Source organism: Mesorhizobium sp. YR577, assembly GCF_900116595.1.
Lineage (GTDB): Bacteria > Pseudomonadota > Alphaproteobacteria > Rhizobiales > Rhizobiaceae > Mesorhizobium_M.
Window position 1 is genome coordinate 79,997 of record NZ_FPBI01000013.1, and the last position, 15,533, is coordinate 95,529.

A 15,533-nucleotide genomic window follows, 5' to 3' on the forward strand; every position below is an offset into this window, starting at 1 on the left:
GAGCCACAGCTTAATGCCAAGAATGGAAGTCTTGGATGATCCGGGGTTCAGGGTCATTATGGGAAATGCTTGTAGAAGTTGCGTGGGCTGCGTCGCGTTCTGCCGAGCAGCTGCCGCCCGTGCGTAACCTTACGCCGCTGAATTTTCTGATGGCATTTTGCAACCGGAATAAAAATGCAATTGCGATGTCGGAATTGTCGCCGTTCATGCGTCCTTGCAGCATAGCCGCGGTGATGTGACCGGAAAGGCCGGCGAGAGCGGCGCAAGAGCGAGAGACGAACATGACCAATTCCTATCGCTGGGTCATCGTTGCGGCAGGCGGCCTATTGGGGTGTGTGGCTATCGGCGCGATGTTTTCGCTGCCGGTTTTCCTGCAGCCGATGGCAAAAGAGACCGGCTGGTCGGTGACCGGCATTTCCACCGCAATGACGTTCGGCTTTTTGGCTATGGCGCTGGCCAGCATGGTGTGGGGCAGCCTGTCAGACCGGTTTGGCCCGCGCCCCGTGGTGCTGGCGGGATCAGTCGCGCTTGCCGCAAGCCTCGCGCTCGCCAGCCAGGCCGGATCGCTGATACAGTTCCAGCTGGTCTTCGGTGTTCTGGTGGGCGCTGCGACCGCCGCGATGTTTGCGCCGATGATGGCCTGCGTCACCGGCTGGTTCGACACGCAGCGCAGCCTTGCCGTGTCTCTGGTCTCTGCCGGCATGGGCATGGCGCCGATGACCATGGCGCCGCTGGCGGCGTGGTTGGTGACCGCCTACGACTGGCGGACTTCGATGCTGATCATTGCCAGCATTGCCGCCGTCACCATGATCCCGGCATCATTGCTGCTGCGCCGCCCGCCGGCATTGGAGCAGGGCAATGAGGCGGCGCTGGCCGACGAACCGCAATCGGACATGACGGTGAGGCAGGCGGTGCGCTCTCCGCAGTTCATCGTGCTGATGCTGGCCAACTTCTTCTGCTGCGCCACCCATTCCGGCCCGATCTTCCACACCGTGAGCTATGCGGTGACATGCGGCATTCCGATGATCGCCGCCGTCTCGATCTACAGTGTCGAGGGGCTTGCCGGCATGTTCGGGCGCATCGGCTTCGGCGTCATGGGCGACCGGTTCGGCGCGCAGCGCGTGCTGGTGCTTGGACTCTTGGCGCAGGCCTTCGGCGTGCTCGCTTACGTGTTTGCCAGCCGGCTTGGTGAATTCTACGCTGTGGCGGTGATGGTCGGCTTCATTTACGCCGGCGTGATGCCGCTTTATGCGGTGATCGTGCGCGAGAATTTTCCGCTCAGGATGATGGGCACCATCATCGGCGGTACCGCGATGGCCGGCAGCCTCGGCATGTCGACCGGGCCGCTGGTGGGTGGCCTGATCTACGACCATTTTGACAGCTACGCATGGCTCTATATCGGCTCGTGGGGCATGGGCGTCGCCGCGATGCTGATCGCCCTGACGTTCCGGCCATTCGCGAAAGAGGAGCGAGGGCTGGCGGCGGCGGAGTAGTGCGGACTTTCCAGTCTTGAACCGCTCCAGAAAGCGGGGCGTGCCGCAGCGGCCTTTGGTGGCTGCCGGCTCAAGGGCAGCCTAAGATCGGGCAGCGAATATCCGAACTAGCGCCCTTCCTACCGGCTTGACTTAAGCCGGACACCTGGCCCGGCGCCCTCATCGAACAGAAACTGAACCCCACCCGTCTCGAACGCGCTCACCAGCAGGTCTTCCGAGCTGCGGTGAAGTGCGTGACGATGACATTCGAAGTCCTTGATCGTGCTGCGCGAAACGCCAGCGAGGGCTGCAAGCTGCTCCTGCGACCAGTTTAGAAGACCACGCGCCGCGCGGCATTGCGATGGAAATAGAGGCATGGATAAAAAACTTGCCGTTTGCGGTGCAAGTCAACCATAATGGGCGAGATAGGGCAAATGATTTGCCGATTCCTCCACGAGAGAAGACAGGTGCATGGCGAAAGAGACATCGCTTATCTTGATGATCTTCCTGCCGTTCGTCGGCAGCGCGATGGCTGCGTTTTTTCCCTCCAACGCCCGAAATGCCGAAGCATGGCTTGCCGGAGTGGTTACCATTTGCGGGCTTGTCCTGGCATCCATGTGCTACCCGACAATCGTCGCGGAAGGACCTGTTCGTGCGCAGATCGAGTGGCTGCCCACGCTTGGCCTGAACTTCACGCTGCGCATGGATGGCTTTGCCTGGCTCTTCACCATGCTTGTCAGCGGCATCGGGTTCCTAGTCGTGCTCTATGCGCGCTACTACATGTCACCGGAAGACCCGATCCCTCGCTTTTACGCATTCTTCCTGGCGTTCATGGGGGCTATGCTTGGTATCGTGCTTTCGGGGAATCTGATTCTGCTGGTTGTCTTCTGGGAATTGACCAGCATCTTTTCCTTCCTGCTGATCGGCTATTGGTACCATAACGCCAACGCTCGCGATGGCGCGCGCATGGCGCTGACGGTCACGGGTATCGGCGGGCTCTGCCTGCTGGCCGGTGCGCTGCTGATTGGGCACATCGTCGGCAGCTACGATCTCGATGTTGTCCTGGCGTCGGGAGATCTGATCCGCTCAAGCGATCTTTATCTTCCCGCCCTCATACTCTTCCTGCTCGGCGCTTTGACCAAGAGCGCGCAGTTCCCGTTCCATTTCTGGCTGCCCAACGCCATGGCCGCGCCGACGCCGGTCTCGGCCTACCTGCATTCCGCGACGATGGTGAAGGCGGGAGTGTTCCTGATGGCGCGGTTCTGGCCGGTGCTGGCGGGCACCTATGAATGGTTCTGGATCGTTGGCTTTGCCGGGATGGCGTCTCTGTTGTTGGGAGCCTATTTCGCGATTTTCCAGCGCGATATTAAGGGCCTGCTTGCCTATTCGACGATCAGCCATCTCGGCCTCATCACGCTGCTGCTCAGCCTCGGCAGCCCTCTGGGCCTGATCGCCGCCATCTTCCATATGATAAACCATGCCACCTTCAAGGCGTCGCTGTTCATGGCAGCCGGCATCATCGACCATGAGACAGGCACGCGAGACATGCAGCGTCTGGGCGGGTTGTTCCGCTTCATGCCGTTCACTGCCACCCTCGCCATGGTGGCGAGTGCTGCCATGGCGGGTGTTCCCTTGCTTAATGGCTTCCTGTCGAAGGAGATGTTCTTCGCCGAGGCGATCGAAACCCACGCCGATTCCATTCTCGATACGGCCGCACCTTACGTAGCCGTGCTCGCTAGCGCATTTGCAGTGACCTATTCGATACGGTTCATCCACGGTGTGTTCTTCGGCAAGTTGCCGGACGACCTGCCTCACGAGCCGCACGAACCACCATTTCTGATGCGCTTCCCGATCCAGCTTCTCGTGCTGGCATGTCTCGTCGTCGGCATCGTTCCGGGCCTGACCATAGGCCCGTTCCTGCACACGGCTGTCACATCCGTCCTTGGCCCGGCCACGCCTGAGTACAGCCTCGCTATTTGGCATGGCGTCACTTTGCCGTTGCTGATGAGCTTCCTGGCGCTTTTAGGAGGCGCGATCCTTTATCTTCTACTGAAGAATTATCTGGCGCATTGCGAAGAGGGGCCGCCCTATTTTCGCCGCCTCAAGGGCCAGCGCATTTTCGAGCGCGTGTTGGTGGCAGTGTCTTGGAGAGGCGCGCGGGTTCTCGAAAGCCATCTGGGCACCCGCCGTCTTCAGCCGCAGCTTCGCCTGCTCGTGGCGGTGGCGCTCATCGCTGGCGCCTGGCCGCTCTACCATATGACTTTCGAGCTGGCCGCTTTCAGCTGGAACCTCGACGATGCAGTCTTCGCGGGTCTTTGGGCCATTGGCATCTTCTGCGCCGTCGGGGCGGCCTATCAGGCCAAGTTCCATCGGCTCGTCGCCCTTATCTTCCTCGGTGGGGCAGGCCTTGTTACCTGCACCACCTTCGTGTGGTTTTCCGCGCCCGACCTTGCCGTCACGCAACTGCTCGTCGAGATCGTGACGACCGTGCTCATTCTGCTCGGTCTGCGTTGGCTGCCCAAGCGATCGGAGGAATTGCAGATCGACGCGATCAGGATGGCTGCCAGACTGCGCCGATACCGCGATCTTGCCATTGCCATCGCCGCAGGGAGTGGCATGACGCTCATCGCCTATGCCGTGATGACGCGTGCGGCTCCGCCGACGATCGCCGACTATTTCCTGGAGAAGGCGTATACGGAAGGCGGAGGCCGCAACGTGGTCAACGTCATCCTCGTCGATTTCCGCGGCTTCGACACTTTTGGCGAGATCACCGTTCTCGGCATCGTGGCTTTGACGGTGTTCTCCTTGTTCCGTCGCTTCAGGCCCGCGCCCGATTCCGTCGAGTCGCCGGAACAGCAGCGCGTACAGAACGCTACCGACGAGGCAAGACCGGACCGCACAGCCGGTGAAACCGTCAGCGATTATCTGCTGATCCCGGCGGTGATCATGCAGTGGCTGTTCCCGGTGATCATCGTGCTCGCCGCCTATCTGTTCTTCCGCGGGCATGATCTGCCTGGAGGCGGTTTTGCCGCCGGCGTGGCGATGGCTGCAGCCTTCATTCTGCAATATCTGGCTGCGGGCACACGGTGGGTGGAAGACAGGCTGCGGGTCTTGCCGCTTAACTGGATCGGCTTTGGCCTGCTTCTTGCGGCCTTGGTCGGGATGGGGTCCTGGCTGTTTGGCTATCCGTTCCTGACATCCCATTCGCAATATGTGGAGTTGCCGCTGATCGGCTCTATTCCCGTGGCAAGCGCGCTCCTTTTCGATCTCGGCGTCTTCTCGTTGGTTCTCGGCGCGACCGTGCTGATGCTGATCGCGTTTGCCCACCAGTCCGTACGCCGCCTTCGCGCCTCACGGATCGCGGCAGCTGAGGAGGAGACGGCATGATGGAACTGACGCTCGCCCTCGGTATTGGCGTACTGGTCGGATCCGGCGTCTGGCTGCTGCTGCGGCCACGGACCTATCAGGTCATTATCGGCCTGTCGCTCATCGCCTATGGCGTCAACCTCTTCATTTTCTCGATGGGCAGGCTGCGCATGAACGCGGCGGCGGTGCTTTCCTCCGGTACCAACGTCAATCCCGCCGACTACGCCGACCCTGTGCCACAGGCGCTCGTGCTCACGGCCATCGTCATCGGCTTTGCGACGACGGCGTTGTTTCTGGTCGTCCTTCTGGTGTCGCGTGGCTTGACCGGCAGCGATCATGTCGATGGCAGGGAGCCCAACTGATGGGTTGGACCAGCCATCTCCTGATCGCGCCGATCGTTCTTCCGCTCGTTGCCGGCGCGCTGCTGCTGATGTTCGACGAGCGCCGTCACACGCTCAAGGCTGCGATCAGCCTCGCCTCGGCGCTGACGCTTCTCGTCATGACGGTCGTGCTGCTGCGCTTCGCCGATTCCGGCGACCCGGCTGGGACGGCAACGACCAGCGTTTACCCGCTCGGTAACTGGCCGGCGCCGTTCGGCATCGTACTGGTGCTTGACCGGCTTTCGGCACTGATGCTGGTGCTGACAAGCGCTCTGGCGCTCGCTGCCCTGGTCTTCTCGCTGGCACGCTGGCACAAGAGCGGGCCGCATTTCCACACCCTGTTCCAGTTGCTGCTGATGGGGCTGAACGGCGCTTTCCTTACCGGCGACCTGTTCAACCTGTTCGTGTTCTTCGAGGTGCTGCTCGCAGCTTCATATGGCTTGGTCCTTTACGGCTCGGGCCAGCCTCGTGTGAGGGCCGGCCTGCATTATATCGCGATCAATCTCGCTGCTTCGTCGCTGTTCCTGATCGGTGTCAGCCTTATCTACGGCGTCACCGGCACGCTCAACATGGCCGATCTTGCGCTTAAGATTCCCGCGGTTCCGGCAGAAGACCGGATGCTGCTGGAGGCAGGTGCAGCGGTTCTCGGTATCGCGTTCCTCGTCAAGGCCGGAATGTGGCCGCTGGGTTTCTGGCTGCCCACCGCCTATACGGCTGCCGCTGCCCCGGTTGCCGCGATCTTCGCCATCCTCAGCAAGGTCGGCGTCTACGTTATCCTGCGGCTTTCGCTGCTGCTCTTCGGCGCCGATGCAGGCGCAACCGCCGGCTTCGGAAGTTCATGGCTGCTGTTCGGTGGCATGGCGACGATCGCTTTCGGCGCCATCGGCGTGCTCGCATCGCAGGCTATGGGACGGCTCGCCGGCTTCTACGTGCTCGTCTCGTCCGGCACGCTGCTGGCTGCGATCGGCATGGCCAGCGTCTCGGTCACTTCCGGTGCGCTTTATTATATGGTGAGTTCCACATTGGCGATCAGCGCCTTCTTTTTGCTGATCGAACTGGTCGAGCGGGCGCAGGATCCGGCCGCGAACGTGCTTGCGGTTACGATGGAAGCCTACGGCGATGACATGGACGAGGAAGAAGCGCCGGAAGAGGTCGGGCTCGCTATTCCGGGCACGCTTGCCGTGCTCGGCCTGTGCTTTGTAGGTTGCGCCCTGCTGCTCGCCGGCCTGCCGCCGCTTTCGGGCTTCATAGCCAAATTCGCGCTCTTGACCGCCATGATAGACGGGAATGAAAACGCTAGGATGTGGGTTCTGGCGGCGCTGCTGCTACTCTCCGGTCTGTCAGCCATGATCGCCATGACCCGCGCGGGCATCCGCACATTCTGGGCCCCGATCGAAGGAACCGTACCGCGTGTCCGGGTGAGCGAAATCGTGCCGGTGGGGTTTCTGCTCGTGCTGTGTCTGGTGCTGACCGTGCAAGGCGGCTCGGTCATGCGCTACATGGACGCCACGGCCCAATCCCTCCATACGCCGATGAACTATGTGCGGGCGGTGATGTCCACTGCGCAGGTCCCGGGTCCGAAAGCGGCGGAAAGCCAATGAGCCGTTTGCTTCCCTATCCATTGCTCGCGACGTCACTGCTCGTCATGTGGATTCTGCTCAACGGACTTTCCGCCGGCCATATCGTGCTCGGCGCTATCATCGGCATCGCGGCATCCTGGGCCATGACGGCGTTGCAGCCGACAAAGCCCCGGCTGCGACGGTGGGGCCTGATCCCGGCGCTGTTCATCACCGTGATGGGAGACATCGTCCGTTCCAATATCGCGGTCGCGGGCATCGTCCTGCGTGGCAGGCGAGGGCAGCGAACCTCCGGCTTCGTCACGATCCCGCTCGAGTTGCGCGACCCGACCGGACTGGCCGTGCTTGCCTGCATCATCACCAGCACGCCGGGCACGGCCTGGGTCGAATACCGCTCAGCAACTGGCGTGTTGTTGCTCCATGTGCTGGACCTCGCTGAGGAGCAGGAATGGATCGACCTCATCAAGGGCCGCTATGAAAGACAGCTGATGGAGATATTCGAATGAGCGCCACCATCCTCATATGGTCGATCACGATAGCGCAATTGTTTCTCCTCGCTGCGATGGCTTGCGCGGTCGCGCGCATGGTCATCGGACCTCGAGCTCAGGATCGTGTGCTCGGTTTCGACGCGCTCTATGTGTGCGCCATGCTACTCCTGCTGACCTTTGGTATCCGCACGGGAACCACAATCTATTTCGAGGCGGCCCTGGTGATTTCCCTTCTCGGCTTCGTCTCCACCGTGGCGCTGGCGAAATTCCTGATGCGCGGGGAGGTGATCGAATGACCCACGCCGCCGATCTGCCTGCCTGGGCAGCACTCCTCACGGCTTTCTTCGTTCTTCTGGGTTCAGGTCTGACCCTTCTTGGGGCGATCGGGCTGCTGAGATTCGGCAGTTTTTACGAAAGGGTCCATGCGCCGACATTGGGCACGACTTGGGGGGCGGGCGGCATACTCATCGCCTCGATTATCTGCTTCACCGTGCTTCAGTCGCCGCCCGCCCTTCACGAGATCCTGATCGCCGCCTTCGTGATCGTCACGACGCCCGTCTCGCTCATGCTGCTGGCTCGGGCAGCACTCTATCGCGACCGGACAGAGAACAATGACGGCGTTCCAGCTTTCGAAGCCGAATCTGAGGGTACGGAAGAAGAGGCTGCGCAGAAGAGTTCAGCGCAAAAGCAAATCAAGGGAAAGTAAGGTTGCTTGCTGATATCGGCCATATGGCAGCCGGTGGGGAACCAGCGCGTCTCACTTCAGTCTGATTGCGGCCGTCGATACTGCGCCGGATGAATTCAGTCGCGACGGCCTTCGTTGCGCGTGGCGCTTGAATTTCTGAGAAATGGCTAGAATATCCATTTGTTGGATATTCTAGATGGTTCGGAGCTCCGGCACATGCTTGGCGGCTTGAAACTCGGTTTTGCGGCAGCGGCACTGGCTGCGCGCTTGTTTTCCCCGCCGTCGCTGCGGAAATGAACCGCGCTAGCCTCTATCGTGCGCAATCAGTGACCAACGGCACCGGTGAGGTGAACCGGGCGCGAGGCTTGGCGCCGTGCCTTGAAGAAGTGCTGGTGAAGGTTTCCGGCGACCAGCGTCTGATTGGCGATCCGCGTGTTGCGGAGATGACCCCGCACGCAGCCGATTACGTCACGGGCTTTGTCTATCGGGATCTGCCTCAATGGCCGCCCGCCCAATCACGAGCAGGGCACTTACGATCGCCCGCAATATCTCACCGCTGATTTCGACCGAGACAAGATCGATGCCTTGCTGGCGTCACTCGGACGGAAGCCGTTGCCGTTGCCGCGGCCCGACGTCGTCGCATTCTTCGAGATTGAACCGATGAGAGGCGTCAGGTTCACGCTGGCTCGCGCTGGCGGCGACCGGCTTGCGGTGGATATGCGCCTTGCATTGAGAGCCGCGGCGGAACGGACCGGCTTACCACTGCAACTGCCCCAGCAAGATGAAGTCGACACAATCCGACGAGAGAAGCCGGAGCCGGGAGCGCTTGCCGATGGGGCCAGGACCCAGGGTGGCGATCCTCTCCTCTTCGGCACGATAGCGTGGCGCGAAGACGCGTTGGGTTGGATCGGCGACTGGCAGCTCGGTTACAAGGGCAAGGAATATCGCTGGCAGGTGCGTGGTGTGAGCTTCGACGATGCGTTCCGCAATGCCGTGCGCGGGACAGCGCAAATCCTGTCGGGTAATGGACAACCGGAAGCCGTCATCACAGCCCGATAATCCGGTACTCTTCCCACGCGCGATCAGGCAAATGCCGGGCATTTCGCGATCATTGCTATGCTTGAGGGAGGCAACATAACGCGACCGTCGATGCGCTGGCGACCCAGATTCTAAAGATGCAGGAATGCTACAACCTAAACGAAGATCTACCACGCCAGCTTTGCGGGCGCGCAGCCCGACACTGGATCACATCGGTCCGCTCGACGCTTGAGGCCAGCGCAGAAGCGCTTGGCGGCCGCTCTCGGTCAGGTCGTAAACGCCACGCTCGGTGCGGACAAACCAGCCATACACATTGTGAAGCAGGATCTTGGGTGCGTTTGGCATGCCGGGTTTCAAATCGCGCGGCCGTTTTTGGCCATCGGCCAGGGCGGCGGCGCATGCCAGGGCTTCTTGGCGATAGGCTGTCATGATCGGGGCACGCGAGCCACCTCCGGCGACCGGATCGCCTTGCCGGCGCCGATGTTCGTCAATCAGTTTTGAGCGGCGTTTCGGATCCCGGCGCGGCGTCGCTGCTATCGGACTGAGGAGAACCTGCACCTGGCCGTTTGAAGAGACGCCAAGGAGGCCGAAGCCGAGACGGCGACACAGATTACGGAACCGCGCATCACCTTCGCGGCCCTTGCCACGGATCGACATGCGCGCGGCAAGCCAGACCTCGTCGCTGGCCGCCATCCGGTCGACACCCTGGAGCACAAGTTCGAGATTGAACTGCAATTTCAGCTCGCAGATAACGACGATCGGCGTAGAGTCGGCGCTCAGCGCCAGCAAGTCGCAGCCGCCGACCTCGCCCTTGACGACAAATCCCAAGCCTTCGAGGAAGCCTTTGACCGGGCTGTAAAGTGAGGTTTCGAGCATGGATCCTCTGTTTGGCAACGAATCATTTCGCCAGATCGGCCGTTCGACCCCATCGTCATCGCTGTCGTTGAATACCAGGTAAACGGTCCCGGCGTTGGCCGATAAAGGGGCTATTACACTTGCGTGGCTGCAAAAGCGTGAAGACCGGTAGCGGCCCGGTCTCAACCTTCTCTATTCAAAAGGAGTAGAGCCCTACCTAAAACGGTTGGGTCGCAGCAGTAAGACTCCCTCCCTTACCACATGCTAATATATGCATGCAGGAGGGTGGAATGTCGTCCTTGCCCAACGCCGCAATGGCGGCAGTAGCTATCGCACTCTACAGTACCATGCCCACATCAGCCGCCGAGGAGGTCGGTGAGGCAGTCTTGATCAAGACCGACGTAACAGGTGCGAATGGTCCGCTGACGGTCAAGGCTCCGGTTTACCGGGACGAGCGTATCCGAACGTCGAACTCCGGGCTCGGTCAATTCGTCTTCAGGGATGGAACCAAACTTGCGGTCGGATGGGGCTCTTCCGTCGTCATCGACAAGTTTGTCTTTGATGACAGCAAATCTGTGAAGAAGCTCACGATCAAGGCGGTCAAGGGAACATTTCGCTGGATCAGCGGAAATTCAAAGTCCTCGGCGTACGAGATTGTTACACCTGCAGGCACGATCGGGGTTCGTGGAACTGTTTTCGACTTTTTTGTCGGAGCGAACGGGACCACTGCGGTGGTTCTGCTAAGCGGGTCCGCCCAATTCTGTGGCAGCAATGGCTGCCGGCAACTGAAGCGGCGATGCGATTGTGTCATCGCTACGCGGTCTGGCGGCGTAACCGATCCCAAACGGGTCAATCGGGGAATGCTCGGCACGCTGGGCAGCATGCGGGCACTGCCGTTCCTGTCCGGCAACCAGCAGCTTTCGGGGGGATTCCAGTCCAGCACCGGCTGTGGTCTTTCAATGGCATCTCTGCGTGAGATGGACCAAAACCAAAGTGTCACCCAACCAGCTGCTACGAATCCCGACCGCCCGACCGAGCCCAACAAGCCGGATACGCCTGACAAACCCGGCAAGCCGGATACTCCTGATAAGCCCGGGAAACCCGACAAACCGGGCAAGCCAGACAAACCCGGCAAACCTGACAAGCCGGGAAAACCTGATAAGCCAGGTAAACCGGACAAGCCCGGGAAGCCTGACAAACCGGGCAAGCCAGACAAACCCGGCAAACCTGACAAGCCTGGGAAACCCGACAAACCGGGCAAACCTGACAAGCCCGATAAGGGGCATCATGGCCACGGCGGACATCACGGAAATAATGGGAAGGGTAACGGCCATCACGACGGCTCCCCTCCGGGAGGTGGAAATGCCGGCAATGACGGTTATTAGTCCGTCACTTGGCGTAGTTTGTTTTTGTCTGACGGTTCAATGAGAAATTGATCCGACCTGCGGGATATCCGGTCATAGAATTCCTGCAATCCGGCGGGCAGACGTACAGCCTTCACTTTCGCGGCAATAGCGATCCTTCGGCTTCCAGCCGACCGCGAACGCAAAGCCTGGACAAGCCGCTCGTGCACCAACGTCAGATCGGCGAATTCCTGCGATGCCGCGACCTGCTCATCTCCGACGACGGCGTAGACGTTCGTCCGATCACTTTTCCCGCGCAGCACCAGCGCTCCCGCGTTGAGCAGGGCGTAGCCGGCAAGCGCCTGTGCCGTGGTCTCCGAAACTAGAATGTCGAAGCTCACCATTTTGCAGGCCGACTCAATTCGCGAAGCGACGTTTACGGCATCTCCGACAGCCGAGTAGTTGAACCGAGCCTCTGCGCCCATATTTCCGACGCAGGCAATTCCCGTGTGAATGCCGATGCCGATGCCGACCTTGTGCTCCGTTCCGAAGCCAAAGGCATCGCTCGCATTGAGCTTGGCCAGGGTCTCACGCATGGCCAGGGCAGCACGAACGGCTTTGCCGCAATGGTCGTTGACGTCGAGCGGGGCATTCCAGAAGGCCATGATTGAGTCGCCGATGAACTTGTCGAGCGTGCCTTCATTCTCGGTGACATGACGGCTGAGCGCATCAAGAAGTGTGTTCAGGAAACCAACCACTGCAGTGGGCGCCAGCCGTTCGCTTATCTCGGTGAAATTGCGCACGTCGACGAACATAACAGTCAGCTCACGGTCGTCCCCGCCGAGGCGAAGGGCGTTGCGTGTATGCTCGACGCGATACAGAAGCGATGGCGAAAGATATTGACCAAATGCCCGCCGGATTTCGCGGCGTTCCCGGTCTGTGACCAGGAAGCGGAAGGACGTGGTGGCAAAATGCGTAATCGTCCCGGCTGCCACTGGTGCCAGCGGGTCGAAGAGAAGCCCGGCAAATGAAAAGGCGAGCCACGAGGCAACGAGGGCGCAGGCTGTCGCCAGCAAACCGGCCACAAGGGCGATTGCCGGACTGACAAAGATGGTCAGCGCCACAAGAAGGCTGCCCAGCGCCGCGATGGACAGTATCTCGAGACCGTTTGCCCAATCGGGGCGAGAGAGGAACTGGCCCGACAGTATCTGCTCGACGGTTTGCGCATGCACGGACACACCCGGGACATTCTCTCCAAGAGCCGTGGTGCGAATGTCCTGCAATCCCGCAGCCGATGTTCCGACGAAGACGATACTGCCTTCGATTGCAGCTCTCACGTCAGCGGTAGCGCCACCGGCTGCGAGAATGTCCCTGGCCGAAACATATCTTTTTGCATTGTCCCGGCTGACGTAAAGCCACAGCTCACCCGCCGCGGTTGTCGGCACGACGAAGTCCCCGACCTTGATCGAGGTGACGATGTTTGGTGCATCCGCAGCACCTATCAGCAGATAGGTGGAGGCGCCTTGTGCAACACGCAGTGCTTCAAGGGCGAGGTTGGGATAGAGTTGGCCGCCATCGCTCAACAACAATGGAACCGTGCGGACGACCGACGATGAGTTTCCGGGATTAAGGCTGATATGCCCGATGCCGGCAGCATTAGCCTCGAGCTGTGGCTGAAAAGGCGTTGCGGCCTTCATGTGAGGCGGAGCGTCGACGAGGTTTTCGCCCGTGAAGGCAAAACCGGCCTTCACCTGGGGTCGGTAACTTCCTTCATTGGATAGACCAAAGCCCAGCACGACCGGCTTTCCGACAATGGATTGAGCAAGCAACTCGTCATTGTCCGGCAGTTTACGCAGCAGGGCAGGGTCGACGCCGGATACATCGCGAACGACATTGCGCGGCGACAGGCGATCGGGCTCGGCAAAAAGAATATCGAACGCGATAGCCGACGCGCCCATCTCCGAAAGCCTGTCGACGAGCGTTGCCATTCGGTTCCGAGGCCATGGCCATTGCCCGAACTGTCGCAGCGAGGTTTCATCTATGTCGACGACCCGGACCGGCATCTGCTCGAAGGCTCGGGGGGCCCAGCGCTGATACTGATCGAATGTCGCCTCGCGAGCCAGTTTCAACTGGGGTGGGTCACTCGCCCGAATAACAGTAAGCGCCGCGACAATAAGCAATCCGATGACGACGCCAAGCTGCTGAGCGCGTGTCATGACTTCTCGTCAGAGCCCTTGTATGAGTGTCTTTGTCATAGACCAATCCGGCGAATGGAACGGTCGCCATCGGCCGTTTCACCAGTGGCACCATACGCCCCATTCTTGCGAGGGTACAATCAGGCACCTCCCATGAATAGTCGCATCAGCAGGCGACCATCGACTGCGAGTGGCAGCGCTATTTCATCAACGGAGGCATGATCGTTTCAAATCGCGTGCTCGGCAATCACCGCCAGGAACGCAGGACCGTAGCGGTCCAACTTGGTCTCACCGACACCTGGAACCCCTGCCATCTCCGCGCGCGAGGTGGGGCGGGCGGCGGCGAGTTCGATCAGCGTTCGGTCATGGAAAATCACGTAGGGCGGCAGATTTTGCGTCCGGGCGATTTCAATACGCTTTTCCCGCAATGCCTGGAACAGAGCTCGATCGGCATCGGGCAGGGCAATCGATGTCTGGTTGCGGGAAACCTTCTCCCGCCCGGCGCGCGGCGGTGGCGGCACGCGCAGCATAAGTGTGGGCTTTTCGCGCAGGAACTGACGCCCAGCCTCCGAGATCGCCAGCCCTCCATGACCGGCCAGGTCGGCTTCGATGAGCCGCAGGGCAACCAGCTGGCGCAAGATCGCGCGCCAGGTGCGTTTGTCATGCTCCTTGCCAATACCGTAGGTGGAGATGCGGTCGTGTCCAAAATCGGTGATGCGCTTGTCCTGGACACCTAGAAGTACATCGACGATGTAGGCTTGGCCGAAACGCTCGCCGGTCCGGTGAACACAGGACAGAGCTTTTTGAGCAGCGATCGTTCCGTCGAACAGCCGTGGCGGCTCGGCACAGGTGTCGCAGTTGCCGCAGGGCTCGCAACTGTCGCCAAAGTAAGAAAGCAGCACTTGGCGACGACAGCCTGCCGTCTCGGCCAGCCCAAGGAGTGCATCGAGCTTTTGCCGTTCCGTGCGCTTGCGCTGATCCGGCGCGTCTGATTCCTCGATGAAGCGGCTGCGCAGCGCAATGTCTTCATAACCATGCAGCATCAAGGCGTCGGAAGGCAAGCCGTCGCGCCCCGCGCGGCCGGTCTCCTGGTAGTAAGCCTCGATGCTGCCCGGCAGATCGATATGGGCGACGAAGCGTACATCCGGCTTGTCGATGCCCATGCCGAAGGCAATGGTGGCCACCATGATGACGGCTTCATCGTGCTGGAAACGAGCCTGGTTGGCCCCGCGCGCAGCCTTGTCCATACCGCCGTGATAAGCGAGCGCATCATGTCCTTGCTCGCAAAGCCAGGCGGCAGTCTCCTCTGTCTTTCGTTTCGACAGACAGTAGACGATGCCGCTTTCGCCCTCGTGTTCTTTCAGGAAACGCTTCAATTGCGCCCGCGGATTGTCTTTCTCTTGGATGGCATAGCGGATGTTAGGGCGGTCGAAGCCTGCGATGAACGCATCACTTTCCGCGATCTGAAGATGCGCCAAGATTTCGGCCCGCGTCGGGGCGTCAGCGGTCGCCGTCAGCGCCATTCGCGGCGTGTCGGGGAACAGCGCGGCAAGCGTGTCGAGCTGGCGGTATGAGGGACGGAAATCGTGTCCCCATTGCGACAGGCAATGCGCTTCGTCGATAGCGATCAGCGATAGGGGCACCTGACTGAGACGCTCCAGGATGTCGCGCCGGAGCAGTGTTTCCGGAGCAACGTAGAGGATGTCCAGCGCACCGGAAGACGCGTCCCGCCACAGCGCGCTTCGCTCGTCACCTGGGAGGTCGGAGTTGAGTGCGGCTGCCTTGACCCCTGCCTGACGCAAGGCAGCGACCTGATCGGCCATTAGAGCGATCAGCGGCGAGACGACGAGGCCCATGCCGGGCCGCGCCATGGCCGGGATCTGGTAGCACAGCGATTTGCCGCCGCCCGTCGGCATCAAGACGAACGCGTTGTTGCCAGCCATCACATGGTCGACGATCTCCGCCTGAGGCCCACGAAAGGCGTCGTAGCCATAGACGGCTTTCAGGATATGCGCGGGATCAGTGGTCAAAATAGCCTGCGTTGGGAATCAGTAAGACATTCCCTCATAGCAGATTGCGAGATGCCTTGGGCGTGGCCTCTTTGCGCGAATGCGGAAGCAACGGTCGAATATGT

14 protein-coding genes are annotated in these 15,533 nt (G+C 60.7%); 9 read left to right on the plus strand and 5 right to left on the minus strand.

The genetic code is table 11. The annotated features are described in order from the left end of the window. Positions 1-10: 10 nt before the first annotated feature. A complete protein-coding gene (locus BM413_RS32570) occupies positions 11-283 on the minus strand; it encodes a hypothetical protein (RefSeq protein WP_139238614.1) in 273 nt (90 codons plus the stop codon). Between BM413_RS32570 and BM413_RS19465 the strand changes: the two genes are divergently transcribed. Beyond that, positions 282-1,493: an MFS transporter gene (locus BM413_RS19465; protein WP_091916101.1), complete on the plus strand. Its 1,212-nt coding sequence runs from the start codon at positions 282-284 to the stop codon at positions 1,491-1,493. The genes BM413_RS32570 and BM413_RS19465 overlap by 2 nt on opposite strands. 119 nt (positions 1,494-1,612) lie before the next feature. Here the strand turns inward: BM413_RS19465 and BM413_RS19470 are convergent, their stop codons facing one another. Next, positions 1,613-1,849: a helix-turn-helix domain-containing protein gene (locus BM413_RS19470; RefSeq protein WP_091916103.1), complete on the minus strand. Its 237-nt coding sequence runs from the start codon at positions 1,847-1,849 to the stop codon at positions 1,613-1,615. A 94-nt stretch (positions 1,850-1,943) separates the two neighbouring features. Here BM413_RS19470 and BM413_RS19475 point away from each other — a divergent pair, with 94 nt between their 5' ends. The 7 genes from BM413_RS19475 (at position 1,944) to BM413_RS19510 (ending at position 9,027) form a co-directional block, all read left to right on the plus strand. Then, a complete protein-coding gene (locus BM413_RS19475) occupies positions 1,944-4,859 on the plus strand; it encodes a monovalent cation/H+ antiporter subunit A (RefSeq protein ID WP_091916105.1) in 2,916 nt (971 codons plus the stop codon). Next, the gene (locus tag BM413_RS19480; protein WP_091916288.1) at positions 4,859-5,200 is read left to right on the plus strand and encodes a Na+/H+ antiporter subunit C; all 342 of its coding nucleotides are present in this window, start codon (positions 4,859-4,861) and stop codon (positions 5,198-5,200) included. The genes BM413_RS19475 and BM413_RS19480 overlap by 1 nt, the downstream gene beginning before the upstream one ends. Next, positions 5,200-6,819: a monovalent cation/H+ antiporter subunit D gene (locus BM413_RS19485; protein ID WP_091916107.1), complete on the plus strand. Its 1,620-nt coding sequence runs from the start codon at positions 5,200-5,202 to the stop codon at positions 6,817-6,819. Before BM413_RS19480 ends, BM413_RS19485 begins: the two co-directional genes overlap by 1 nt. Further along, entirely contained in the window at positions 6,816-7,301 is a 486-nt protein-coding gene (locus BM413_RS19490; RefSeq protein ID WP_091916109.1) for a Na+/H+ antiporter subunit E, read from the plus strand. The genes BM413_RS19485 and BM413_RS19490 overlap by 4 nt, the downstream gene beginning before the upstream one ends. Beyond that, a complete protein-coding gene (locus tag BM413_RS19495; RefSeq protein ID WP_091916111.1) occupies positions 7,298-7,579 on the plus strand; it encodes a K+/H+ antiporter subunit F in 282 nt (93 codons plus the stop codon). Before BM413_RS19490 ends, BM413_RS19495 begins: the two co-directional genes overlap by 4 nt. Beyond that, positions 7,576-7,989 carry a monovalent cation/H(+) antiporter subunit G gene (mnhG, locus tag BM413_RS19500; RefSeq protein WP_091916113.1) on the plus strand — a complete coding sequence of 138 codons (414 nt, stop codon included), beginning with the start codon at positions 7,576-7,578 and terminating at the stop codon, positions 7,987-7,989. Before BM413_RS19495 ends, mnhG begins: the two co-directional genes overlap by 4 nt. Before the next feature lie 456 nt (positions 7,990-8,445). Next, positions 8,446-9,027, plus strand: a complete 582-nt coding sequence (locus BM413_RS19510; RefSeq protein ID WP_175544360.1) for a DUF2066 domain-containing protein — start codon at positions 8,446-8,448, stop codon at positions 9,025-9,027. Positions 9,028-9,213: 186 nt separating this feature from the next. Here BM413_RS19510 and BM413_RS19515 read toward each other — a convergent pair whose 3' ends face one another. Beyond that, positions 9,214-9,882 carry a DUF2161 domain-containing phosphodiesterase gene (locus tag BM413_RS19515; protein WP_091916118.1) on the minus strand — a complete coding sequence of 223 codons (669 nt, stop codon included), beginning with the start codon at positions 9,880-9,882 and terminating at the stop codon, positions 9,214-9,216. A 269-nt stretch (positions 9,883-10,151) separates the two neighbouring features. Here BM413_RS19515 and BM413_RS33150 point away from each other — a divergent pair, with 269 nt between their 5' ends. Next, complete coding sequence (locus BM413_RS33150) at positions 10,152-11,246, plus strand: FecR family protein (RefSeq protein ID WP_175544361.1); 1,095 nt, start codon at positions 10,152-10,154, stop codon at positions 11,244-11,246. Here BM413_RS33150 and BM413_RS19525 read toward each other — a convergent pair. Beyond that, positions 11,243-13,420: a CHASE2 domain-containing protein gene (locus BM413_RS19525; RefSeq protein ID WP_091916122.1), complete on the minus strand. Its 2,178-nt coding sequence runs from the start codon at positions 13,418-13,420 to the stop codon at positions 11,243-11,245. The two genes, BM413_RS33150 and BM413_RS19525, sit on opposite strands and share 4 nt — an antisense overlap. A 206-nt stretch (positions 13,421-13,626) precedes the next feature. Next, positions 13,627-15,429, minus strand: coding sequence for a DNA helicase RecQ (gene recQ, locus BM413_RS19530; RefSeq protein WP_091916124.1), 1,803 nt, complete (start codon positions 15,427-15,429; stop codon positions 13,627-13,629). Positions 15,430-15,533: the final 104 nt, after the last annotated feature.